The sequence below is a fragment of the Octadecabacter dasysiphoniae genome (assembly GCF_021532615.1).
GTDB lineage: Bacteria > Pseudomonadota > Alphaproteobacteria > Rhodobacterales > Rhodobacteraceae > Octadecabacter > Octadecabacter dasysiphoniae.
This window is the reverse complement of record NZ_JAKGAQ010000002.1, coordinates 347,079-370,255: the sequence shown is the minus strand read 5'-3', so window position 1 is coordinate 370,255 and position 23,177 is coordinate 347,079. Positions and strand designations below refer to the sequence as shown.

General features: G+C 57.1%; 29 protein-coding genes. 18 read left to right on the top strand and 11 right to left on the bottom strand.

Annotation, left to right across the window (positions count from 1 at the left end; genetic code table 11):
• The first annotated feature begins 10 nt into the window (after positions 1–10).
• Positions 11–616 (top strand): NADH-quinone oxidoreductase subunit E, encoded by a 606-nt coding sequence (locus L0664_RS08705; RefSeq protein ID WP_235225260.1) that lies wholly within the window; start codon positions 11–13, stop codon positions 614–616.
• On the opposite strand, the gene L0664_RS08700 is transcribed toward L0664_RS08705, so the two are convergent.
• Together L0664_RS08700 and L0664_RS08695 are read right to left on the bottom strand one after the other, a co-directional pair.
• A complete protein-coding gene (locus L0664_RS08700; RefSeq protein ID WP_235225259.1) occupies positions 613–933 on the bottom strand; it encodes a DUF1244 domain-containing protein in 321 nt (106 codons plus the stop codon). The two genes, L0664_RS08705 and L0664_RS08700, sit on opposite strands and share 4 nt — an antisense overlap.
• A complete protein-coding gene (locus L0664_RS08695) occupies positions 926–1,675 on the bottom strand; it encodes an N-formylglutamate amidohydrolase (protein ID WP_235225258.1) in 750 nt (249 codons plus the stop codon). Before L0664_RS08695 ends, L0664_RS08700 begins: the two co-directional genes overlap by 8 nt.
• A 116-nt stretch (positions 1,676–1,791) precedes the next feature.
• Here L0664_RS08695 and pyk point away from each other — a divergent pair, with 116 nt between their 5' ends.
• The 9 genes from pyk (at position 1,792) to pheT (ending at position 10,271) form a co-directional block, all read left to right on the top strand.
• Positions 1,792–3,243, top strand: a complete 1,452-nt coding sequence (pyk, locus tag L0664_RS08690) for a pyruvate kinase (RefSeq protein WP_235225257.1) — start codon at positions 1,792–1,794, stop codon at positions 3,241–3,243.
• A 34-nt stretch (positions 3,244–3,277) separates the two neighbouring features.
• Positions 3,278–3,502: a hypothetical protein gene (locus L0664_RS08685; protein WP_235225256.1), complete on the top strand. Its 225-nt coding sequence runs from the start codon at positions 3,278–3,280 to the stop codon at positions 3,500–3,502.
• 120 nt (positions 3,503–3,622) lie between these two features.
• Positions 3,623–3,823 carry a 50S ribosomal protein L35 gene (gene rpmI / locus L0664_RS08680; RefSeq protein WP_108640125.1) on the top strand — a complete coding sequence of 67 codons (201 nt, stop codon included), beginning with the start codon at positions 3,623–3,625 and terminating at the stop codon, positions 3,821–3,823.
• Between the two features lie 12 nt (positions 3,824–3,835).
• Positions 3,836–4,195, top strand: coding sequence for a 50S ribosomal protein L20 (gene rplT / locus L0664_RS08675; protein ID WP_235225255.1), 360 nt, complete (start codon positions 3,836–3,838; stop codon positions 4,193–4,195).
• A gap of 174 nt (positions 4,196–4,369) precedes the next feature.
• Positions 4,370–5,659 carry an MFS transporter gene (locus L0664_RS08670; protein WP_235225254.1) on the top strand — a complete coding sequence of 430 codons (1,290 nt, stop codon included), beginning with the start codon at positions 4,370–4,372 and terminating at the stop codon, positions 5,657–5,659.
• A gap of 188 nt (positions 5,660–5,847) precedes the next feature.
• Positions 5,848–6,909, top strand: a complete 1,062-nt coding sequence (gene pheS / locus L0664_RS08665) for a phenylalanine--tRNA ligase subunit alpha (RefSeq protein WP_235225253.1) — start codon at positions 5,848–5,850, stop codon at positions 6,907–6,909.
• Entirely contained in the window at positions 6,910–7,353 is a 444-nt protein-coding gene (locus L0664_RS08660; protein ID WP_235225252.1) for a hypothetical protein, read from the top strand.
• 8 nt (positions 7,354–7,361) lie between these two features.
• Entirely contained in the window at positions 7,362–7,799 is a 438-nt protein-coding gene (locus tag L0664_RS08655) for an ASCH domain-containing protein (RefSeq protein WP_235225251.1), read from the top strand.
• Positions 7,800–7,871: 72 nt separating this feature from the next.
• Positions 7,872–10,271: a phenylalanine--tRNA ligase subunit beta gene (gene pheT / locus L0664_RS08650; protein WP_235225250.1), complete on the top strand. Its 2,400-nt coding sequence runs from the start codon at positions 7,872–7,874 to the stop codon at positions 10,269–10,271.
• On the opposite strand, the gene L0664_RS08645 is transcribed toward pheT, so the two are convergent.
• Positions 10,268–11,170: a LysR family transcriptional regulator gene (locus L0664_RS08645; RefSeq protein WP_235225249.1), complete on the bottom strand. Its 903-nt coding sequence runs from the start codon at positions 11,168–11,170 to the stop codon at positions 10,268–10,270. The two genes, pheT and L0664_RS08645, sit on opposite strands and share 4 nt — an antisense overlap.
• A gap of 81 nt (positions 11,171–11,251) precedes the next feature.
• Between L0664_RS08645 and L0664_RS08640 the strand changes: the two genes are divergently transcribed.
• Both L0664_RS08640 and L0664_RS08635 read left to right on the top strand, forming a co-directional pair.
• On the top strand, positions 11,252–11,884 hold the full coding sequence (locus L0664_RS08640; RefSeq protein WP_235225248.1) for a class I SAM-dependent methyltransferase: 633 nt from the start codon (positions 11,252–11,254) through the stop codon (positions 11,882–11,884).
• A gap of 107 nt (positions 11,885–11,991) precedes the next feature.
• Positions 11,992–12,438 carry a YtoQ family protein gene (locus L0664_RS08635; RefSeq protein WP_235225247.1) on the top strand — a complete coding sequence of 149 codons (447 nt, stop codon included), beginning with the start codon at positions 11,992–11,994 and terminating at the stop codon, positions 12,436–12,438.
• 112 nt (positions 12,439–12,550) lie between these two features.
• Here L0664_RS08635 and L0664_RS08630 read toward each other — a convergent pair whose 3' ends face one another.
• Positions 12,551–13,249 carry a glutathione S-transferase family protein gene (locus L0664_RS08630; protein WP_235225246.1) on the bottom strand — a complete coding sequence of 233 codons (699 nt, stop codon included), beginning with the start codon at positions 13,247–13,249 and terminating at the stop codon, positions 12,551–12,553.
• A gap of 154 nt (positions 13,250–13,403) precedes the next feature.
• On the opposite strand from L0664_RS08630, the gene mscL reads away from it, so the two are divergent.
• On the top strand, positions 13,404–13,817 hold the full coding sequence (gene mscL / locus L0664_RS08625) for a large conductance mechanosensitive channel protein MscL (RefSeq protein WP_235225245.1): 414 nt from the start codon (positions 13,404–13,406) through the stop codon (positions 13,815–13,817).
• A gap of 51 nt (positions 13,818–13,868) precedes the next feature.
• On the opposite strand, the gene ald is transcribed toward mscL, so the two are convergent.
• Positions 13,869–14,987 carry an alanine dehydrogenase gene (ald, locus tag L0664_RS08620; RefSeq protein ID WP_235225244.1) on the bottom strand — a complete coding sequence of 373 codons (1,119 nt, stop codon included), beginning with the start codon at positions 14,985–14,987 and terminating at the stop codon, positions 13,869–13,871.
• Between the two features lie 130 nt (positions 14,988–15,117).
• Between ald and L0664_RS08615 the strand changes: the two genes are divergently transcribed.
• Positions 15,118–15,579: an Lrp/AsnC family transcriptional regulator gene (locus tag L0664_RS08615; RefSeq protein ID WP_235225243.1), complete on the top strand. Its 462-nt coding sequence runs from the start codon at positions 15,118–15,120 to the stop codon at positions 15,577–15,579.
• Between the two features lie 116 nt (positions 15,580–15,695).
• On the opposite strand, the gene rpsU is transcribed toward L0664_RS08615, so the two are convergent.
• Positions 15,696–15,902 carry a 30S ribosomal protein S21 gene (gene rpsU, locus L0664_RS08610; RefSeq protein ID WP_235225242.1) on the bottom strand — a complete coding sequence of 69 codons (207 nt, stop codon included), beginning with the start codon at positions 15,900–15,902 and terminating at the stop codon, positions 15,696–15,698.
• A gap of 170 nt (positions 15,903–16,072) precedes the next feature.
• Here rpsU and L0664_RS08605 point away from each other — a divergent pair, with 170 nt between their 5' ends.
• The 3 genes from L0664_RS08605 to L0664_RS08595 all read left to right on the top strand — a co-directional run bounded on the left by L0664_RS08605 (position 16,073) and on the right by L0664_RS08595 (position 18,300).
• Positions 16,073–16,753: a COQ9 family protein gene (locus tag L0664_RS08605; RefSeq protein WP_235225241.1), complete on the top strand. Its 681-nt coding sequence runs from the start codon at positions 16,073–16,075 to the stop codon at positions 16,751–16,753.
• The gene (locus L0664_RS08600; protein ID WP_235226164.1) at positions 16,750–17,718 is read left to right on the top strand and encodes an NAD(P)H-quinone oxidoreductase; all 969 of its coding nucleotides are present in this window, start codon (positions 16,750–16,752) and stop codon (positions 17,716–17,718) included. Before L0664_RS08605 ends, L0664_RS08600 begins: the two co-directional genes overlap by 4 nt.
• A gap of 87 nt (positions 17,719–17,805) precedes the next feature.
• Positions 17,806–18,300, top strand: coding sequence for a hypothetical protein (locus tag L0664_RS08595; RefSeq protein ID WP_235225240.1), 495 nt, complete (start codon positions 17,806–17,808; stop codon positions 18,298–18,300).
• A gap of 3 nt (positions 18,301–18,303) precedes the next feature.
• On the opposite strand, the gene L0664_RS08590 is transcribed toward L0664_RS08595, so the two are convergent.
• Complete coding sequence (locus L0664_RS08590; RefSeq protein ID WP_235225239.1) at positions 18,304–18,948, bottom strand: ribonuclease T2; 645 nt, start codon at positions 18,946–18,948, stop codon at positions 18,304–18,306.
• A 118-nt stretch (positions 18,949–19,066) separates the two neighbouring features.
• Between L0664_RS08590 and L0664_RS08585 the strand changes: the two genes are divergently transcribed.
• Positions 19,067–19,813 (top strand): DUF1013 domain-containing protein, encoded by a 747-nt coding sequence (locus L0664_RS08585; protein ID WP_235225238.1) that lies wholly within the window; start codon positions 19,067–19,069, stop codon positions 19,811–19,813.
• 53 nt (positions 19,814–19,866) lie between these two features.
• Here the strand turns inward: L0664_RS08585 and recR are convergent, their stop codons facing one another.
• The 4 genes from recR to L0664_RS08565 form a co-directional block, all read right to left on the bottom strand.
• Entirely contained in the window at positions 19,867–20,460 is a 594-nt protein-coding gene (recR, locus tag L0664_RS08580) for a recombination mediator RecR (protein WP_235225237.1), read from the bottom strand.
• Between the two features lies 1 nt (position 20,461).
• Entirely contained in the window at positions 20,462–20,806 is a 345-nt protein-coding gene (locus L0664_RS08575) for a YbaB/EbfC family nucleoid-associated protein (RefSeq protein WP_235225236.1), read from the bottom strand.
• A gap of 61 nt (positions 20,807–20,867) precedes the next feature.
• Positions 20,868–22,628, bottom strand: a complete 1,761-nt coding sequence (locus L0664_RS08570) for a DNA polymerase III subunit gamma/tau (protein WP_235225235.1) — start codon at positions 22,626–22,628, stop codon at positions 20,868–20,870.
• 36 nt (positions 22,629–22,664) lie between these two features.
• Positions 22,665–23,024: a YidH family protein gene (locus L0664_RS08565; protein WP_235225234.1), complete on the bottom strand. Its 360-nt coding sequence runs from the start codon at positions 23,022–23,024 to the stop codon at positions 22,665–22,667.
• Between the last annotated feature and the right edge of the window lie 153 nt (positions 23,025–23,177).

Genomic DNA, 23,177 nt, shown 5'->3' with positions numbered 1-23,177 from the left:
GGACCACATCATGTTCATAGAATGGGATTTCCTATTGGCCGAAATCTGGGTGCTGCTGGCGCTGGCTGCACTCCTCGGTTTGTTCGCGGGATGGCTGATCTGGGGCGGGCGGCTCGATTTGGGCGCGGACGCAGACGAAGTGCGCCGGTTACAGGCCGAACTGAAACGCGAAAAATCCCGCACACGGTCCATGTCGTCGGATCCTCTCGATGATATTCCCGACATGCAGGGCGGCGGTTATACCCGCCCGACGCCCATGTCCCCACCCGCAACGGTCCCGTCGCCCGTACCTGTTCCCGACCCCATCATACCTGTCCAAAAGGCGGACCCAGCGCCCGAAGCTGCCGCAAAGCCCGCAGGTCTGGAGGCCCCGCGCGACGGGCTGCCGGATGATCTGACCAAAATCAAAGGCATCGGCAGGAAGCTTGAAAAATTGTGTAATACGTTGGGCTTTTGGCACTACGACCAGATCGCCGCGTGGACGGGCGATGAAATCGCTTGGGTTGATGAAAACCTCGAAGGTTTCAAAGGCCGCGTGACCCGCGATCAATGGGTGGATCAGGCCAAAGCACTGGCCCAAAACGCATCACCCGCCTTCGTGCGCCGCAAAGATTAATCCTTTTTGACGTTCTCGGCGAAGGCGGTATCGAAGGCGGCATTTTGCGCCGCACTCGCGTCAGTCTGATAATTCGCCTTCCACTGCGCCATGGTCATCCCGTAAAACGCCTCGCGGCCCTCGTCCTTTGTCATCTCGATCCCGCGTTCGTTCGCGGCTTCTTGATACCAGCGGCTCAGGCAGTTGCGGCAAAACCCGGCAAGGTTCATCATATCGATGTTTTGGGCGTCCGTGCGGTCCTCCATGAGGTGCTTTTGCAAACGGCGAAACGCGGCGGCCTCAAGCTCGACTTGGGTTTGGGCATCAATATCAGGCATCCATCTTCTCCAATGCGTGTGTCAGGATAGGGGCCAACCGTTGCCCCCACGCGATCTGATCCGCGTCCGTTTCAATCAAATCGTTTCGCACTTCAATCAACACATTCGCGCGGCCCATTTGCAAGGCGTGGCGATCGATTGCGTCACCGGGCAAATGGCCTGCGTAGGGTTCATTGTCGCCCACACATAAATCAGGATCGTCGTACAAAATTTCAAGCAGCGGATCAGACAACCGGTTGTCAAATTCGTGCAGCACCCCGATGTGCCACGGGCGCTGGCCGCGTCCGTTCAGTTGCGGGGTAAAGCTGTGGATCGCCACAATCACCGTATCATCGCGCCGCGCCGCCAAATCAGCGTAGGCTGCGTGATACGGCGTATAAAACGCATCCACCCGACGTGCCTTTTCTATCTGATCTGCCTGCGCGTTCGTCGGAATGACAGACCCGTCATAAAGTTTCATCAGCAACGTCGGATCATCCAGCCCGCGATTGGGATCAATCACCATACGCGAAAAATTCGACAGAATGGCAGGCGCGTCCAACGCATCCGCCAAGGCCCGCGTTACGCCCGCCGCCCCGATATCATAGGCAATGTGGCGGTTCATATCCGTGTCTGGCAAACCCAATGACCCGCCCCCAACCGACGGGGGCACCGTGTTGGCCGCATGATCGCAGGTGATCAACCAACGGGAACTGCGGGTTTCACCATGGAGATGAAAGGGCGCGTAATCCTGATTTGTCATCTGTGCGTCATCCAGTTGTGGGCAGTTGTAGTGGGATGGGAATGCGCTATAAGACCGCAAATCCGTTAGCGGTAACTGGAATAGGCCAGCCCCCGCCGAACACGAGGAATACCACCATGAAACGCGATCGCAACGTTAAGATTGTCGCCACCCTTGGACCAGCGTCCGATGATTATGAAATGATCCGTGCCTTGCACGAAGCAGGCGCAGACGTCTTCCGCCTGAACATGTCCCACGGCGACCACGCCGAAATTAAGGTCCGCCACGGGATCATCCGTCAGGTCGAAAAAGACCTCAATTCCCCGATCTCGATCCTCGCTGACCTTCAGGGCCCGAAACTGCGCGTTGGTGTGTTTGCCAATGACGACGGCGAAGACCTCGAGGTTGGCCAGTCCTTCCGCCTTGATCTGGACGATGCGCCGGGCACATCCGAACGCGTGCAACTGCCCCACAAAGAAATTTTCGACGCCCTTGAACCCGGTGCGCACCTGTTGGTGAACGACGGCAAGATCAAACTGCGCGTCAAAGACTGTGGCCGTGATTTCGCCGATTGCGAAGTTCTGGTTGCTGGCACCATTTCCAACCGCAAAGGCGTGAACGTGCCTGACGTGGTTCTGCCCCTTGCGGCGTTGTCTGAAAAAGACCGTAAAGATCTGGAATTTGTTTGCGATCTGGGTGTTGATTGGCTTGCGCTGTCGTTCGTACAGCGCCCCGCCGACGTGGAAGAGGCCCGCAAACTGGCCAAAGGGCGCGCCGCGCTGATGTCCAAGATCGAAAAGCCGACTGCGGTCACATCCTTTGACGATATCCTGGCGGTGTCAGACGGTATCATGGTTGCGCGTGGCGATCTGGGCGTTGAATTGCCCGTTCAAAACGTCCCGCCGATCCAGAAACAACTGGTCCGCAAATGTCGTGCAGCCGCCAAACCTGTGATCGTTGCGACACAGATGCTCGAATCCATGATCGAATCCCCGATGCCGACCCGCGCTGAGGTGTCCGACGTCGCGACCGCAATTTATGAAGGCGCGGACGGCGTGATGTTGTCGGCTGAATCCGCAGCGGGTGATTTCCCGATCGAAGCCGTGACCACCATGAACAACGTCGCGATCGAAGTCGAAGCAGACCCGACCTATACCGAGATCATCGAAGCCAGCCGTAAAACATCCGGCCGCTCTGTGGCGGATGGTATCGTGGCCGCTGCCCGTGAAATCGCAGAAACCGCTGATATCAAAGCGATTTGCTGCTATTCCCAGTCTGGTACAACGGCACTGCTGACCTCGCGTGAACGCCCGCGCGTGCCGATCATCGTGCTGAGCAGTGATATCAACACAGTCCGCCGCCTCGCGCTTAGCTGGGGTACAAATTGTGTGATGACTGTCAAAGTCGTCGATCGTTTCAAGACAGCCGTGATCGAAGCCGTGCGCGCCGCAACCACATCGGGCATCGCGTCAAAAGATGATATGGTCGTCGTAACGGCGGGTGTTCCGTTCAACACACCGGGCAGCACGAACATCCTGCGCGTCGCCCCTTGCGACGAACGTTTGATTTTTGCGGGCTCTTCAGAGTAACCTTCCCCAGACTAAAACTGGTGGGGCAGTGAGTATGGATCCGGATCTGATGTTGGTCGTCGGCCTTGTGGTTGGCGGGTTTTCGATACCTTCGATAATGGGCGCGCTTGCGGATGGGCGTGTGCCACGGGCTGCGGCGATTGCTGTCATGATCGCGGGCGGGCTTATTGTGCTGGCCATCCGCGAACATCCCGGTGGCTACGCCTTGGCCGATATTCCTGACGTTTTCGTCAAGGTTGTCGGGCAATACATCAACTAAACAGCCCTTTATCTCTTGCCATAAAGGGGGCTTCGGTCTAATCAGCCCCTTCTAACCGCGCGTCCGGCCAGAACGGCATGCCGAGTCGCGTTTGAAACCGACCCTAAGAAGGAGATGGAAATGCCAAAGATGAAGACAAAATCGAGCTGCAAAAAGCGGTTCAAAGTGACGGCCACGGGCCGCGTGCTGGCTGGCCAAGCTGGTAAGCGCCACGGCATGATCAAACGCTCCAACAAGTTCCTGCGCAACGCGCGCGGTACAACAACGCTTTGTGCGGCTGATGAGAAAATCATCAAGTCCATGATGCCATACGCGCGCTAAGGAGGACCTGATATGCGAGTTAAAGGTGGTACAGTCACTCATCGTCGTCACAAGAAGGTAACGGATCAGGCGAAAGGCTATTATGGCCGTCGTTCCAATACATTCAAAGTAGCGCGTCAGGCCGTCGACAAGGCGAACCAATACGCAACACGTGACCGTCACAATCGTAAGCGCAACTTCCGCGCTTTGTGGATCCAGCGTATCAACGCGGCTGTCCGTTCTATCGACGAGACGCTGACATATTCCCGTTTCATCAACGGTCTGAACCTTGCCGGTATCGAAGTGGACCGCAAAGTCCTCGCCGATCTGGCCGTGAACGAGCCTGATGCATTCGGTGCAATCGTTGAAAAAGCAAAGTCCGCAATGGCCTAAGCGCCAAGCGATATAGAATTTTGAAAGGCCGCGCTGGAAACAGGGCGGCCTTTTTCGTTTCTTGAACGGCCCATCTGATTGCCCGCCTACACGCACAGCCGCTTTGGTGTGTGACATAGGGTCTGGCGCACTTAATGTATTGTGCATGTCGGCACCAATGACGATGCTGCAAAGATGGCCACTGAAACCGAGTTCTCATACGCCGCACTGAACGCGACAGCGCGACGGCACATTCGCGTATTTCAGATACACCAGTTCCTTGATCGTTTCGCGATGGGGCTGACAGTCGCCGTTGTTGCCTTGGCATTGACGGATCGTGGCATGGACCTCTTTCAAATCTCGCTATTGTTTGGGGTCTACTCGCTCACGACGATGGCGATGGAGCTGCCGTTCGGCGGCCTTGCCGACAGCATTGGCCGCAAGCCGGTCTTTTTGACGGCGGTCGTCGCCAGCTTGATGTCGCTCGCGCTCTTTCTCTCGACCAGCGACTTTTACGTTCTGGCGCTGTCATTTGCTTTCATCGGTTTTGGTCGCGCGCTTCGGTCAGGCACTCTTGATGCGTGGTTTGCCGAAACGTTCAAAGCTGCGGCGCCCAATGTGGATGTCCAGCCCGCGCTGGCCAAAGCGCAATGGGCCAACGCCGTGGGCTTGGCCATTGGCGCCGTTCTAGGGGGGCTTCTGCCCGACATCTTTGGCGAAGCCGCAAAAGGCATCGGGTTCAGCATCTATGATGTGTCCTACGTGGCAAGCTTTGCGGTGATGTTGGGCGTGTTTGGTTTCACGATGTTGGCCATTGTCGAAAAACCACGCCCCAAAGACGCCACCGCCCTCCTGCAAGGCTTTGCCAATGTCCCCGCAGTAATAAAAGACGCGAGCCTTCTTGCCCTAAAACACCCCACACTTTCAATCCTGCTGGCCGCCTTGGCGTTCTTTCTGATGGCAACCAACCCGGTTGAGGTGCTCTGGCCGACCCATGCAAAGCCGATGTTGGGCGCGGGCTATGCAAACACCGTCATCGGTGTCGTCACGGCGACTTACTTCTTCTCAATCGCTCTGGGCGCATCTCTGTCTGCGCACATCAGCCGGATGTTCAAACGGCGCCACGCCATGACACTGACGGCGGCCTTTGCGTGCTTGGCGGGCGTTCAGATCGCCCTGGCGTTGCAAGGTGGTATCATCGGTTTTGTGACAGTATTCATCCTGTATTCAGTGATCCTTGGCATCAGCGAAACGCCCGCCAGCAGTATTCTGCATCGCTGCGTAGAGGACCGCCAGCGATCAACCATGCTGTCACTGCGATCGCTTATACAACAGTTGGGGGCCGCATTGGGTCTGGTGTTGGCCGGAACCGTCGCGGACCTTTACTCCACACCTATCGCATGGTGCGTCGGTGCGGTGTTTTTGTTCATTGCAGCAATGCTGATCTTGGTTTTGGTCAGACGACTGGCCAACGCACCCGAATAGCTGACCTTCGCGAAACCCCGGAACCTGTGGTCTTCGAAAAATACCAAATGGCGCGACCATATCCAGTAGGTAAGGCTGTTTTCGTGAACCATGTGATCAAATCCGTCAAAACCCTGCTTTGTGGGGGCAAACCTTGCCAACCCGCGCCCCGTTCGCTACCTGAAACCCAAGCGAAAAAGGGCACGCACATGGACGATCTGAAATCAAAATACCTCGACTTGATCGGCAACGCCGCCGACGAAGCCACCCTCGAAGACCTGCGCGTCGGCGCGCTTGGCAAAAAGGGTGAGATCAGCTTGCAAATGCGCGAGCTGGGCAAGATGACGCCAGAGGAACGCCAAACAGCCGGCCCCGCGCTGAACGCCCTCAAGGATGAGATCAACGCAGCCCTCGTTGCCAAGAAAATTGCGCTGGGCGATGCCGCACTGGACGAACGCCTCAAGGCGGAATGGCTAGATGTGACGCTGCCCGCGCGTGATCGTCGTGTCGGCTCCATCCACCCCGTGTCCCAGGTCTGGGAAGAATGCACCGCGATCTTCGCCGACATGGGGTTCGCCACCGCCGAAGGCCCGCAGATCGATACGGATTGGTATAATTTTGACGCGCTTAACATTCCCGGCCACCATCCGGCCCGCGCTGAAATGGACACGTTCTATATGCACCGCGACGCAGGCGATAACCGCCCTCCGCACGTTTTGCGCACGCACACCAGCCCCGTCCAGATCCGCTCAATGGAGGCACAGGGCGCCCCGATCCGCATCATTTGCCCCGGCCGCGTGTACCGTGCTGATTACGACCAAACGCACACGCCGATGTTCCACCAGATCGAAGGTCTCGCGATCGACAAAGACATCTCAATGGCGAACCTGAAATGGGTGCTTGAAGAGTTCTTCACCGCCTATTTCGGCACGACCGTCAAAACCCGCTTCCGCGCGTCCCACTTCCCGTTCACGGAACCCTCAGCCGAGGTTGATATCCAGTGTTCGTTCTCTGGCGGCACCGTCAAAGTGGGCGAGGGCGACGATTGGCTCGAAGTCCTCGGCTCCGGCATGGTCCACCCCAAAGTCTTGCAGGCGGGCGGGATCGACCCGAACGAATACCAAGGCTTCGCCTTCGGCATGGGCATCGACCGCATCGCCATGCTGAAATACGGTATCCCCGACCTGCGCGCATTCTTTGAGTCCGACCTACGCTGGCTGCGCCACTATGGGTTCTCTGCGCTGCAGGTGCCGACGTTGCATGGGGGATAGATGATCTACGGTCCTCAACAGACTCAGGAGCTTCTCGAACTCATCGAAAAAAAAGATGAAGGACATGGCGTAGAATTTGTCGACCACGCTATAATTCAAAGTAATGGATATGCCTCACGTTTTGTCGAAGAGCAGTTAGTGCATACTAATTTGACTGCGGAAGTCTTGTACAACTTGCGGAGAATGAATTCAGAAGGATTAGTTAACGAAATTGCAGCCACTCCAGAAGGGCGCGTTTTTGAGTTAACATCTCGTGGTCACAAGGAGCTGCGAGATTGTCGCAAACGTACTCCGGTTAGAAGAACGGCTAAGCTAGCGGTTTTAGGGGTGCCCGTTGCTATTTCCGTGGTTTTGACCATTTATTCTTTGTTGGCCCCAAATACTATTTGTCCAATCATTCCCTACAGCGACCGTCTAGAAAAATGTTTGAATACTGAGGATTAAGTGCCGCCATGCCCGAATATGAAGACCTGCAAGAAACCTATCCCGGTGCCGGGACGTTTAAGCTTGGCCATGATGCCGAAAGTTGCCGTGCGCAGGTTGATCTGATCCGCAAGGGCGGCAAACGCGCTGTTTGCGCCGCTCTCGCTGATTTTGAAGACGCGCCCGAGGCCATGCCCGTTGAGGGGCGCACTGACATTATTGCACTTTGGAACAACACTCCCGCGCTGGTCGTCAAAACCGTCAAGGTCCAGCAGATCCGCTATTGCGACGTGAACACCAACATGGCCCATTCGGACCTTGGCCGCGATGATTTCACCGCATGGCGCAAGGCAACCAAAAACGCGATCAAACGGGATCATAAATTCGACCCCGAAATGATGCTGGTGTTCGAATTCTTCCAACTGGTCGAAGACCTCGACGGCCGCCAGATCGAACCTCGGTCCTAGACACGCGCCACTGGCCCCCGCGCGCACGATCCGCTAAACGCGATACAACACTTATTCGGCAGGACACTTGCGATGAAATTCACCCTCTCTTGGCTTAAATCCCACCTCGACACGGACGCCTCTGTGGACGAGATCGCGGACACGCTCACCGATCTCGGGCTTGAGGTCGAGGGCATCGAAAACCCTGCCGCCAAGCTGTCCGATTTCGTGATCGGCAAAGTGACCGCCGCCGAAAAGCACCCCGATGCGGATAAGCTGCGCGTGTGCACCGTCGACGCAGGCGAAGGCCCGACGCAGATCATTTGCGGTGCGCCCAACGCACGCGAGGGCATCACCGTCGTCGTCGCCAAACCGGGCACCTATATCCCCGGCCTCGACATCACGATTTCCGTTGGCAAAATCCGTGGCATCGAAAGCTTCGGCATGATGGCGTCCGAAAAAGAGCTTGAGCTGTCTGACGAACACAACGGCATCATTGAACTGCCAGCAGGTGAAATCGGCCAAAGCTTCGCTGATTATCTGGCCCAGCATGATCCGTCCAAGGTTGATCCGGTGATCGAAATCGCCATCACCCCGAACCGCCCCGACGCGCTGGGCGTGCGCGGTGTTGCCCGTGATCTGGCGGCCCGTGGCCTCGGCACGATGAAAGCTAACGACATCGAAACCGTGCCAGCGACCTTCCCCAACCCCGTCAGCGTCACCATCGACGATGATACCCTTGATCAAGCACCGGTCTTCTTTGGCCGCGTCATCAAAGGCGTGAAAAATGGCCCCAGCCCCGCGTGGTTGCAGCAAAAATTGCGTGCTATCGGCCTGCGCCCCATCAGCTTTCTTGTGGATGTCACCAACTGGTTCACCTACGATCTGAACCGCCCGCTGCACGTGTTTGACGCGGATAAAATCACTGGCAACACCCTGCGGATGCACCTTGCCAAAGGTGACGAAACCCTCGTGGGACTTGATGAAAAAGAATACACATTCCCCGAGGGCGCGACCGTGATTTCCGATGCCGAAGGGCCGGAATCCATCGGTGGCGTCATGGGCGGACTGCGCACTGGCTGCACGGCGGACACCGTGAATGTCTTTGTCGAAGCCGCCTATTTTGACCCGATCCGTACCGCCTACACAGGCCGCGCGCTGAAGATTAACAGCGACGCGCGCTATCGGTTTGAACGCGGCATCGATCCCGCCTTCACGCCCGAAGGCCTCGAACATGCTGTGCGCATGATCGTTGATCACGCCGGCGGTGAGGCGTCCGAGGTGGTGCAGGCGGGTGAAATCCCCGACACCGCCCGCGCGTATAAGCTCGACACAGATCGTTGTTCATCGCTGGTCGGCATGGACATTCCCTCCGACACCCAGCGCGACACCCTGACCAAACTGGGTTTCGTCATGGATGGCGACATGGCGAACGTGCCCAGCTGGCGCCCCGACGTTCAAGGCACGGCGGATCTGGTCGAAGAAGTGGCGCGCATTGCGTCCCTGTCCAACCTCAAACCCGTGCCAATGCCCCGCGCCCGTGCAGGCGTGCCGGAACCTGTTTTGACGCCTATGCAGAACCGTCTGCGGATGGCGCGGCGCACGACTGCGGCGCTCGGCTACAACGAATGCGTGACCTACAGCTTCATCGACAAAGCAGCCGCCGCGCTGTTTGGTGGTGGCACGGACGTCACGATGTTGGCCAACCCGATCAGCTCTGAAATGTCGCACATGCGCCCCGCGCTGCTGCCCGGTCTGCTACAGGCCGCCGCCCGCAACCAAGCCCGCGGCATGGCCAACATGGCCTTGTTCGAAGCGGGCGATGCGTTCCATGGCGGCGAACCGGGTGAACAGCACACGCTGGTCACGGGTATCCTTGTGGGCAAAACCACCCCCAAGGACGTGCACGGCGCATCGCGTGACGTCGATATCTATGACGCCAAAGCCGACGCCGAGGCCATCCTGAGCGCCATGGGCGCCCCCGCTAAAGCGCAAATTCTGCGCGGCGCAGGCGATGTCTGGCACCCCGGTCGCCACGGTATGATCTGTCTTGGGCCCAAAAAAGTCCTCGGGATATTCGGTGAAATCCACCCTAAGATCCTGACTGCGCTGGACGTCAAAGGCCCTGTTGTCGGCTTCGTTCTGTTCCCGCAAGAAATCCCCCTACCCAAGAAAGTCACCGCCAATCGGGGTGCTGCCTCTGTGCCAGACCTTCAGGCGGTTGAACGCGATTTTGCCTTCGTTGTGGATACCAACATCGATGCGCTGACGGCGGTCAATGCGGCGGCAGGGGCGGACAAAGCCCTGATCGAAGACGTGCGCATTTTCGATGAATTCATCGGTGGGTCGTTGGGCGAAGGGAAAAAATCCCTCGCCATGACTGTCCGGCTGCAACCCACAGACGCCACCTTGAAAGAGGCCGACATCGAAGCGGTCTGCACCAAGATCGTCGAGAAAGTCAGCAAAGCCACAGGCGGTACTTTGCGCGGCTAACGGCCTGCTTTGGTCGCGCCAATGCACTGCGCCAAAATATCAAACACCAACCTTATTCGGGGGCTGGTGTGCACTTCTCTGTGGGTGACAAGCCATATGGGGAACGTCACATCTAACTCCCCCTCCAGCACAACCTCCATCCCGTTGGACAGCGCGCCAACGGCGTCGTCCATCGGGCAAATCCCAAGGCCTGCACAGGCCATTTCCCACGCGACCAGCCCGTTTTCGGACCCGACCTTGAACCCGTCGTGCATCACGGGAATTCCCATTGCGACCATGTAATCGACCATGCGGTTGGTATCGCCAAACGACACCCAATCGTGCTGCGCCAAATCTTCGCGTGTCTTGGGGCGGCCCCGTTTGTCCAGATACGACGTTGCCGCGTAAAACCGCCCCGTCACTTCTCGCACCAGTCGCGCCACAAGGTCGGGTTCTTCGGGGCGCATGTGGCGGATGGCGATGTCTGCCTCGCGGCGCATCAGGTCTGAAATGTCGTTGGTGGCCACAACCTCGATGATCAATCCGGGGGCCCGTTTGCGCACCTCGACGATCATTTGCGGCACGAAAATGGTTGAATAAATGTCGCTCGCCGTGATGCGGACTTTGCCGCTAATATCGGAACGCTGCGCCGCCGCCGTAAGCGCAAGCCGCGACGCCGCTGCCCCCATATCTTGCACATGTGTCAGTAGTTCGCGCCCCGCATCGGTCAATTCCAGCCCGCGCCCGACACGTTCGAACAGCAGGATGGACAGGCTAGTCTCAAGCGCGGCCACCTGACGGCTCAGCGTGGGTTGCGTCAGCCCCAATTTGCGCGCGGCGGCAGACAGTGACGCGGTTTCAGCCGTCGCCAGAAAGCTGCGTAAATGTGTCCAATCCAGCCTGTCGGGGTCAATATCCATACGTAAACGTATAGATACCCTGCGTATTTCGTCAATTCCAAGGTGATCCATGCGGATGTAGTAAGACCCAAAGGAGACCCGATGATGGATAACGCAAAGTTCTGGGACAAGATCGCGCCCAAATATGCCAAGGACGCGATCGCGGATATGCCCGCGTATGAATACACTTTGGAACGCACGATCTCTTATTTGAAAGCAGACGACCGCGTGTTGGAAATGGGCTGCGGTACCGGATCAACGGCCCTGCTTTTGGCGCCCCATGTGCGTGAAATTGTGGGCACCGATATCTCTCCCGAAATGATCAACATCGCCCGTGGCAAGGCGTCAGACGGCGGCACAACCAACGCCGAATTTCGCGTCGCCAACGCCAAAGACAGCGCAAATCTGCAGGATTCCTTTGACGTCGTCCTTGGGCATAATCTGTTTCACCTTGTTGATCGCGCCGAAGACATTTTCGCGGATGTGTACCGTATGCTGCCAGTGGGCGGGTACTTTATTTCCAAAACACCGTGCCTCGCCGATCCTGCGTTCGGGTTCAAACGTCACGCGATCCGCGCGATCCTACCGCTCATGAAATGGATCGGCAAAGCGCCCGCCGTGCGGTTCCTGACACATGCCGACCTTGAATCAGCGCTTAAATTTGCAGGGTTCACAATCGTCGAGGCGGGGAATTTCCCGGCGATCTCTCGGTACATCGTGGCGAAGCGCGTGTGATAGATCGTGGCGAAGCGCGTGTGATAGATCGTGGCGAAGCGCGTGTAATACCAGGTGGCACGCCGCACGTGATGGGCTAGACTTCTTTTCAACAAAAGGAGGGCGCGATGCTCAAGGTTTATCTATCCGGCGAAATTCACACGGACTGGCGCGAACAGATCACGGACGGGGCCGCAGGGTTGGACGTCGAATTTTCGTCCCCCGTCACCAACCACGAAGCGTCCGATGATTGCGGTGTCGCCATTCTTGGGGATGAACCCAACAAGTTCTGGCACGACAACAAAGGCGCGAACATCAACGCGATCCGTACCCGCAAAGGCATCGCCGACGCGGATGTTGTCGTGGTGCGTTTTGGTGAAAAATACCGCCAGTGGAATGCGGCGTTTGATGCAGGTGTCGCATCTGCATTGGGCAAATCATTGATCGTTTTGCAACAACCCGATCATGATCACGCATTGAAAGAAGTCGATGCAGCCGCCCTTGCCGTGGCCCGTGATCCCGCGCAAGTCGTCCAGATTTTGCGCTATGTTCTGACGGGTGAGTTGCCGCAGTAGGGCTGCGCGCCCATACCAGACCCATATCAAACCCATACCCGACCCATACCGTACATTCCGCCCCGCTGATTAACCTTTCAGCGGGGCGGTTTACGTTTTGTTAGGCGAATTATTAACCTTTGGGGTTCGGGATTGTCTTGCCTTTTTGCACTGCGGGACGGGCCATAAACCGCTCCACGTAGGCGGGCACGTTCTTGAGATCATGGTATCCCGTGATCTCTTGCGTGCCATAAAACGCCAGCGCATTCAGCCAGGGCGCAATCGCGATATCGGCGATCGAAAAATCGCCCGCGATCCAGTCTTTTCCGTCCAGTTCTTTCTCAAGAACCGCCAGTAAACGTTTGGCTTCGTCGACATATCGCTGCTTGGGGCGCGGGTCTTCGATCTCGGATCCGGCGAACTTTGAAAAATAGCCAAGCTGGCCAAACATTGGCCCCAGTCCGCCCATCTGGAACATCACCCATTTGATAACATGGGCTTTTTGCGCCGCATTCGACCCCATCAACATGCCGGATTTTTCGGCCAGATAGATCAGGATCGCGCCACTTTCCCACAGACCGATCGGGCCGTCAGGGCCATTTGGGTCAATGATTGCAGGGATTTTGTTGTTCGGATTCAGGCTTAAGAACTCGGGCGATTTCACATCAGCATCCGACAGCGTCACAAGGTGGGGTTCGTAGGCAATCCCCATTTCCTCAAGCGCGATGGAAACCTTAACGCCGTTGGGCGTGGGGTAGGAATACAGCTGAATGACGTCCGGATTATGCGCGGGCCATTTGCCAGTGATTGAAAAGTTTGAAAGATCGGTCATTGAAAATATCCTTTTGATGGGCTCCTGCCAGACCTAAGGGGAAGTGGGAGGGATTTTAACCCTTTGGTAATGTGCATTAACTGGGGTAAAGGTGTGCGCGTAAGCGTAAGTGGCGAAGACCGCGGCGCATAAAATAAGCTAAGGGATAGAAAAAATGATCAAAGAATTCAAAGACTTCATCGCAAAAGGCAATGTCATGGACATGGCCGTTGGTATCATCATTGGTGCGGCGTTCACCGCAATTGTCGGCAGCTTGGTGGCTGATTTGATTAACCCAATCATCAGCCTCTTCATGGGCGGGCTTGATTTTGCGGGCCTGTTCGCGAACCTCGGTGGTGGTGAATTCACAACAATAGCAGCCGCAGACGAAGCGGGCGCAGCCGTGTTTGCCTATGGTCGCTTCATCATGGCAATCATCAACTTCTTGATCATCGCATTTGTGGTGTTCTTGTTGGTTAAGGCCGTGAACAAAGCCAAAGGCCCAGAGCCAGAAGCAGCCCCGGCTGAGCCAGCAGGCCCAACGCAGGAAGAGCTTCTTGCAGACATTCTGGCTGCTCTGAAGAAGTAATCGATGTTGATCGATGTGAAAGGCCCGGCAGCGATGGCGGGCCTTTTTTGTTTAGGCTTTCAGCGCAAGCTGCGGGGACAACACGTCAATCCCCAGCGCCTTGCCAACCGCGTAATACGTCAACTGACCAGCATGAACATTTAGCCCGTTCAGCAAGTGTTCATCGTCCTCACAGGCTTGCCGCCAACCCTTGTCTGCAAGGGCCAGCATGAATGGCATCGTTGCATTAGACAGCGCAATCGTGGACGTACGCGCAACCGCGCCGGGCATGTTGGCCACGCAATAATGCATGATCCCGTCCACGTCATAGATCGGGTCTTGGTGCGTTGTGGCCTTGGATGTTTCAAAGCATCCGCCTTGGTCAATCGCCACATCCACAATCGCCGCACCGGGTTTCATTTCGGACAATTGTGCGCGGCTGATCAGCTTTGGCGCCGCCGCACCGGGGATCAGGACAGCACCGATGACCATATCGGCTTCGCGGACCATTTCGATGGTGTTTCCGGCAGACGCGTACATCGTTTTGAAATCACGGCTGAACACATCATCCAAGTACCGCATGCGGGGCAGGGACCGATCCAGAACCGTCACATCCGCACCCATCCCGGCAGCAACCCGCGCGGCATGTGTGCCCACAACACCACCGCCAATGACAACGACCTTTGCGGGGCCAACGCCCGGCACGCCGCCCATCAAAACGCCGCGCCCGCCATTGGCCTTTTGCAACGTCCAACTGCCGACCTGAGGCGCCAAACGGCCCGCAACTTCGGACATCGGGGCAAGCAGGGGCAGGCCACCGCTACGGTCTGTTACGGTTTCGTAAGCGATTGCAGTGCATCCTGACGCCAACAGATCTTTGGTTTGTTCTGGATCCGGCGCGAGGTGCAGATACGTAAACAGCAACTGGCCTTCGCGCAGCATCGCACGCTCAACCGGCTGGGGTTCTTTAACCTTTACGATCATGTCTGCGGTGGCAAAAATTTCAGCCGCCGTTTCGGCAATCACTGCACCCGCGTCGATATAGTCTTCGTCGCTAAAGCCGGCACCGACGCCGCCTTGGGTCTGGACGGTAACTGTGTGGCCGTGGGCAATCGCTTCGCGGGCCGCGTTTGGTGTCAAACCGACGCGGAATTCTTGGGGTTTGATTTCTTTGGGGCAACCGATGTGCATTGGGGTGTCTCCTCTTCCTGATGCGACATTCGCGCTGTTTGGGTGGAAAAAGGTGGCAATGTTTGGCGTGTTAGCGCTAGTACTCACGTAGAATGACGCGCAAATCGCGCAATCGCAGGAGAATTTTGCGTTGAATGACCTTGATGAAACAGATCGCCGCCTTCTAACAGCCCTCCAGCGCGAAGGGCGTTTGTCCAATGCGGAACTGTCCGACAAGGTAAACTTGTCCCCCTCGGCTTGCCACCGCCGCGTGCAGCGGTTGGAAAAGGACGGGTTCATCAGTGGGTATGTCGCCCTCGTGAACCCGCGAAAAGTGGATCGCAAAACGACGGTGTTCGTGGAAATAACGCTGCGGGCACAGGCCGATGATGTTCTTGACGCATTCGAGAAATCCGTGGCGCGCATCCCTGATGTGCTCGAATGTCACCTGATGGCGGGATCAGCGGATTACCTGCTCAAGGTTGTTGCCGAAGACGCCGAGGATTTTGCCCGTATCCACCGCCGGTATCTGGCCAGTTTGCCGGGTGTGCAGGGCATGCAAAGTTCGTTTGCCTTGCGGACCGTGCGCCAGACCACGGCACTGCCTGTCTAAATTTTATGGAACCGTTTGTTGGCGGACATCGCCTGAACCCGGACAATACCCGTCAAAGAAAAACCCCCGCGCCTTACGGTACGGGGGTTTTCCAATTCTCTAAGTGAAGAAATGACTTACATCATGCCTTCGCGCTGGAGCTTCTTCCGAGCCAGCTTACGCTGACGACGGATAGCTTCGGCCTTTTCGCGTGCCTTCTTTTCGGAAGGTTTCTCAAAAGCTTGCTTAAGCTTCATCTCACGAAAAACGCCCTCACGCTGGAGCTTTTTCTTCAGAGCGCGAAGCGCCTGATCGACGTTGTTGTCACGAACACTAACCTGCATGTGGTTTTCACCACCTTTCTAGTCTGGAGTTGCAAGGATTTGCAGGAACTGGCCGTATAGCGTGGCCGCCCTAATTTGTCTACCGAAGTCTGATATCACCGTGGAACAAGGCATACACGTTGGCCCCGACTTCGGATAGTATATGCCAAACGCCTGAAAAGGAGCGCGATATGACTGTGACTGCCCCCTCTTTGCTGGATGCGATTCTGCCCCATGTGGCCTTTGACGGTTGGTCGGATGATGCCTTTGGCGCTGCCGCAGAAGATGGCGGTATATCGTTGGAAGACGCCCGCGCACTTTGTCCACGTGGGGCGGTCGATTTGGCGATCCTGTTCCATACGCAAGGCGACGCTGCGATGGTAGACGCGCTCAAATCCGCAGACCTGTCTGACATGCGATTTCGCGATAAGGTCGCCCATGCGGTGCAATTGCGCCTTGATGCAGTAAACGACAAAGAGGCCGTGCGCCGCGGGTCTGCGTTGTTTGCCCTGCCACACATGGCGCCCGAAGGATCCAAGCTGATCTGGGGCACCGCAGATGCGATCTGGACGGCGTTGGGCGACACATCGGACGACGTGAACTGGTACACGAAGCGCGCAACATTATCGGCTGTTTACGGGGCGGTGGTTTTGTACTGGCTAGGTGATGACAGCGTTGACGGGCAAGCCACCCGCGCGTTCATTGATCGGCGCATCGAAAACGTCATGCAGTTTGAAACCTTCAAAGCGGCGATGGCGCAGAACCCGCTGACAAAGCCGTTTGCGGCGGCACTGGGTCAATTCACATCGCGGATCAAAGCGCCCGGAAAACCACCCAGCGATTTGCCCGGATCATGGGTATCCCCGCGATGAAGGCTGTTGAAATTGCACAGGCAGGTGGGCCCGAGGTTTTGACCGTGACGGACCGCCCGGTGCCAGACCCACGCCATGGTGAGGTTCGGATCAAGATTGCCTATGCTGGGGTGAACCGACCCGACGCGCTGCAACGCGCAGGCCTATATAACCCGCCCAAAGGCGCAAGCGATCTGCCAGGGCTTGAGGCGTCCGGCGAGGTGGTTGCGATTGGTGACGGTGTGACGGATATCGCGATCGGCGATACCGTTTGTGCGCTGCTGCCCGGCGGTGGATATGCCGAACAGGTCTGCACCCCTGCCGCCCACTGCCTGCCGATCCCTGATGGCCTGTCATTGAAACAAGCCGCCTGTTTGCCGGAAACCTTTTTCACCGTCTGGTCCAATGTGTTCATGCGTGGCGGGTTGAACGCGGGGGAACGGTTTTTGGTTCACGGTGGATCGTCGGGCATCGGCACAACAGCGATTCAATTGGCCAACGCGTTTGGGGCGCGGGTGTTCACGACCGCAGGATCAGACGCCAAATGCGCGGCTTGTCTGGACCTCGGGGCAGAGGTTGCGATCAACTATCGCGACGATGATTTCGTCGAAGTGATCAAGGCTGCGGGCGGCGCGAACCTGATTCTTGATATGGTGGGCGGTGATTACTTGCCCCGCAACGTGCGCGCCTTGGCTGATGACGGGCGGCTGGTGCAAATAGCGTTCCTTCAAGGCCCGAAGATCGAGTTGAATTTTGCCGTTATGATGATGCGTCGCCTGACAATCACGGGGTCCACGCTGCGCCCGCAATCTGACCTCGCGAAAGCAGAAATCGCGCAGCAGCTGCGCCAACATGTCTGGCCATTGCTGGCATCTGGTCAGGTTGCACCGGTGATGGATCAGCAATTCGCGCTGGCGGATGCGGCGGCGGCGCACACGCGAATGGAAAGCAGTGCACATATCGGGAAGATCGTGCTGAAGGTCTAAAACGTCGGTGCTGATATTTTCAGCGTCACGCCCCTATCTTTCTGTGTGCCGTAGCGTAGATGGGCACGAACAGATGGAGAATAAACGATGGAAGCTTCACAAAGTGTGCCGGACCTTGTCGCTGTGGCGCAGGCCAGTGCGAAAACGCATTACGATGCAATTGAGCAAATACGAGCAGCGGCGGACGACGCAGCGCCATCTGGTGCGCAGCTTGCAGATATGCATACGCAGGCAGCCGCCCTTGCGGCGTTGGCGGTCGACATTTTCGCAGTGTTCGAAGCGCGCATGCAGCACCATTTCAAACGCGGACCGTTTTCACGCAAACTACACGCGTTGCTGACAGGTGCAGGTCAACCTCAGCTCGCCTATCGGATTTACCAGTTTTACCTTGCGGTCAATGTGTTGAAACACGGCACAGGCGCCAGCTATCGAGAGCTGTCAAAATCCGAAACCCATCTTTTTGCCGTCAAACTTGATAGCGAAACCGACGACGCGGGCATCTTGATCGACGTAACAACGCCTGATTTCTTTGACGGGCTGACAGCGGCGATTCTGGAATCTTATCACTTCCTTGAACGCTAGGGCCTACCGCACCGGATCAAACAGCGCGTCATCCAAGTTGCAATCACGGATCACGTCGGACCCACATGTTCGGGGTTCAAGATCACGGGTGAGGCAAATGCGTGCTTCTTGGATGCGACCACTGCGGCAGGTGATGGTGATTTGATCTGGTTCCAGAAATGGGTTGTCGCGGATGAAGGCGTCTTCGATCAGGGATGCGGGCAGGGTCACGGATCGGTCCAGATTGCGCAAAACGGCGGGGCGGGTGATGCGCGCATATGCGACCCGCGCAAAGGCGTAATAATCATCCGGTGACAGGCCTGAACAAGACCCGTGTTTGTTCCACTGATGCCACGCAGACCCTGAACTGCCAAACAGGTCGGCCATCGCAGATGTGTCCCCGCGCGATGGGTTGCGAAACCCATGGCGGCAATCGGCGGGCCACCCGTCTTCGTATTGTGGCCAAAGTCCGTGCAGGACCCATCCGAAATCAGCATCATCATCGCATTGCGGGGAGTTGCGGGAATCGCCCTCTAACGCGCACCAGTTGGGCGACCACGACAGGGCCAAAACGTAGTAATCAAAGTCGCCGGCGGTGTGTTGGGCGCGCAAAGGGGTGGCCAGAACCAGTAATAGGGCGATCATGCGAAACATTTGGGGTCTTTCCATAAACGGTTTGCACCACTATATACGGCTCAAGTTCCCCGACAATGTGAACCCGGCCCGAAACGGTCTGCCCCTTCAAGGGCCTAGGGTAGGCATGTCGATTTGATATGGAGAAGACGAGATGAGCGGCACACCGATTATGGCCAAAGCCACAGCAGTTTGGCTGTGTGACAACACCACAATGACCTTCAAGCAGATCGCGGATTTCTGCGGACTGCACGAGCTTGAGGTTCAGGGCATCGCGGACGGCGACGTTGCAACAGGCGTCAAAGGGTTTGACCCGATTGCGAACAAGCAGCTGACACAAGAAGAAATCGACAAGGGCGAAGCAGACCCCAAGCACAAGCTGGTTTTGTTATTCCACCCCGGTTCATCAGGTGAAGAAAAGCGTCGCGGCCCGCGTTATACGCCCCTGTCCAAGCGTCAGGATCGTCCTGCGTCGATCTATTGGTTGGTGAAATTCCACCCCGAATTGTCCGATGGTCAGATTTCCAAACTGGTCGGCACCACGAAGCCAACGATTCAGGCGATCCGCGAACGCACGCACTGGAACATCAATAACATCGAACCGATTGATCCGGTTGCTTTGGGCCTATGTAAACAGGTTGAACTGGACGCAGCCGTGCAAAAGGCAGCGGCCAAAAAGCTGAAAGAGGGCGGCGTCATGAGCGATGATGAGCGTCGCAAGCTCGTGTCGACAGAACAGAGCCTTGGTGGCGACGCCGAGCCAAAGATTCCATCCGCGATTGAAGGTCTTGAAACATTCACACTGAGCACGGATGTCGAGCCCGATGAAGACACATCGGTTCCGGACAAAGACACGTTCTTCAACTTGCCTGATGATGCAGGCGATGACGACGAAGACTGATCATTAGGACAGTTTCAAAGGGGCCTCGATGGAAACGTCGGGGCCTTTTTGTGTCAAAGCGCTTTACGCGCATTCAGGGCGGCGGTGATTGTTCCGTCGTCCAGATAATCCAACTCCCCACCCACTGGCACGCCTTGGGCCAATGATGTGACCTGAACACCGCGCAATTCATCGGCGATGTAGTGGGCAGTCGTTTGCCCGTCGATCGTCGCGCCGAGCGCGAGGATCACTTCGGTGATATTTTCGGTCGTAATACGGTCGCGCAGTTTGGGAATGCGCAATTCATCAGGGCCAATATCATCCAGCGCAGACAGGGTGCCCCCAAGGACGTGATAGCGCCCCTTGAACACACCAGCGCGTTCCATCGCCCACAGATCGGCCACGTCTTCCACGACACAAATCTGACCGATGTTGCGTTTTTCACTGTCGCAGATGCCGCAGATATCAGACGTACCGATGTTGCCGCAGTTCAGACATTCGCGTGCGGTTTGTCCGACCACAGCCATTGCGTCGGCCAAAGGGGTCAACAACTGGCCGCGTTTCTTGATCAGATGCAGCACGGCACGGCGCGCTGATCGCGGCCCGAGCCCCGGAAGGCGGGCCATCAGATCAATCAGTGCGTCGATGTCTTTGGGGGCTTGGCTCACCTTAAAACGGGAGCTTCATATCCGCTGGCAAACCAAGACCTTCGGTCAGTTTCGCCATTTCTTCTTGGGCTTTGTCAGATGCTTTGCCTTGCGCGTCTTTGATTGCCGCAAGGATCAGATCTTCGACGACTTCTTTGTCATCGCCGTTGAAGATTGAAGGATCGATATCCAGCGCCTTAAGTTCGCCCTTGGCGGATGCGGTTGCCTTTACAAGGCCCGCACCGCTTTCACCCACAACCATGACGGCGTGCAGTTCTTCTTGCAGCGCGGCCATGTCTGTTTGCATTTGCTGGGCTTTTTTCATCATGCCGGCCATATCGCCGAGCCCGCCAAGTCCTTTGAACATCGAATTCTCCTCGTGTGTCTGTGTTGCGATCTAGATAGGGGCGTGCGTGCGCGGTCGCAAGTTAGCTGTCCTCAAACGGATCCCATTCATCTTCGACCTCTTGCAGGGCTTCGACCATCGCCTCTGCCTCAAGCGCTTTGGGTGTGCGGATGTCGGTGATTTTTGCGCCCGGAAATTGCGCGATCACGGCCTGAACAAGGGGGTGCGCCGTTGCTTTTTGGCGCAGTTCATTGGCCTCATGATCACGGACCTCGGCGATGGTTTCGGCCCCGCCTTCGTTCACCATGGTCACAGCCCAACGGTTACCCGTCCACGCCTGAAGCCGCGAGCCGAGCTTTTGCGCAAGATCAGCGGGGGCATTCGGGGCAGGCACAAATTCGATGCGGCCGGGTTGATAGGCGGCCAATCGCACACCAGTTTCCACATCAACCAGCAATTTCACATCGCGGTGTTTGCGGATCAGTTCAACGACATGATCAAAGGTCGGGTAATGGGCCAGCGCGTCGTCGGTGGCGACGGCCAAAACCGTGTTGCCAGACGTTGCAGACGTACCGCCCGTGCCGGAATGGTTGGGGGCGGGTGTGCTGGACTGTGCGGTGGTTTGCGTCGTCGGGGCCGCGCGTGGTGCGCCACCGCCCGGTCCCGTTGTGGGCGGCGTTACGCCATCCAGTTTGCGCACCAGTTCTTCGGGGCTGGGCAGGTCAGCCACATGGGTCAGGCGGATCACAGCCATTTCGGCGGCCATCATTGCGTTCGGTGCCATTGCGACTTCTTCGAGGGATTTGAGAAGCATTTGCCACAGACGCGACAACACCCGCATGGGCAGATCGGTGGCCATCTGTGCGCCGCGTGTACGTTCATCAGGTCCTACAGTTGGGTCTTCGGCGGCGTCGGGCGTGATTTTGATAACGCTGACCCAGTGGGCGATTTCTGCCAGATCGCGCAGGATCGCCATGGGGTCGGCACCGTCTGCATATTGGCTGGACAGTTCATGCAATGCGTCGCCCGCTTGGCCACGCAGGATCATATCAAACAGGTCCAAAACCCGGCCACGATCCGCGAGGCCAAGCATCGCACGCACCTGTTCGGCGGTAGTTTCACCTGCGCCATGCGAAATCGCCTGATCCAAGAGCGATTGCGCATCGCGCGCGGACCCTTCAGCGGCGCGGGTGATTAGCGCAAGTGCATCGTCGGTGATCTGCGCGCCCTCTGCGGTGGCAATTTTGCGCAACAGGCAAATCTGGTCTTCGGGTTCGATGCGGCGCAGATCAAACCGCTGGCAGCGCGACAGCACCGTGACAGGCACTTTGCGGATTTCCGTCGTCGCAAAGATGAATTTCACATGTTCTGGCGGTTCTTCAAGCGTCTTTAACAGTGCGTTAAACGCGCTTGTGGACAGCATGTGAACTTCGTCGATGATGTAAATTTTGTAGCGGGCTGATGCAGCGCGGTAATGCACGCTCTCGATGATTTCACGGATATCGCCAACGCCGGTGCGCGATGCGGCGTCCATTTCCATGACGTCAACGTGGCGGCCTTCCATGATAGCAACACAGTTTTCACATTTGCCACAGGGTTCGGTTGTCGGGCCGCCCTGACCATCCTCGCCGATGCAGTTCATGCCCTTGGCGATAATGCGCGCGGTCGTGGTTTTACCTGTCCCGCGGATACCCGTCATGATGAACGCCTGCGCGATGCGATCCGCGGCAAACGCGTTTTTCAGGGTGCGCACCATGGCGTCTTGGCCAACAAGATCGGCAAACGTCTCTGGGCGGTATTTCCGCGCGAGGACTTGGTACTTCGGGGTGTCGGATTCGGTCATTTGGTTAAGCTACGCGAGGGTCCTAGCGGCGTCCACCTACAGCGACCACAGAATGGCACCTGTTCCAACGGCAGCGATGCTCATGAGAGCCGCCAAAAGGATGAAACTTTTGCCTGATTTGGCCTCAAAATCGGTTTCCCGCAATCGTGATAGGGTTGCGCAGGCTTGTTGTTGGGCTTGCCAAAAGATCAGGATCGCGATCACCAAGAAGATCGTGGCGACAGCTTTGGCCGCCCAAGTGGGTTCAAATGCGCCAAACACGGCCTTCATCCCGATCGCGACACCAATCGCACCGAGGCCCGTTCCCATCCAGCTTGAAAACGTGCGTTCATTGGCCATCGCCGTTCGGTCTTCGGCCATGTCGGTGCGTTTGTCGGTCGGTTTTTTGTCTGCCATGCGTGGCAACTTAGACGCTCACTTGCCCTGTGCAAGCAAAAGCCCTATCCAAACGTAGCGTAAGGGACGCATCCAGGTTCGCGGAAAGCTGTTATCGGCACCCTTCAAGACCCAGAATAGACCAATCCGGTCTTTCTCATTGTCCCGGCCAGC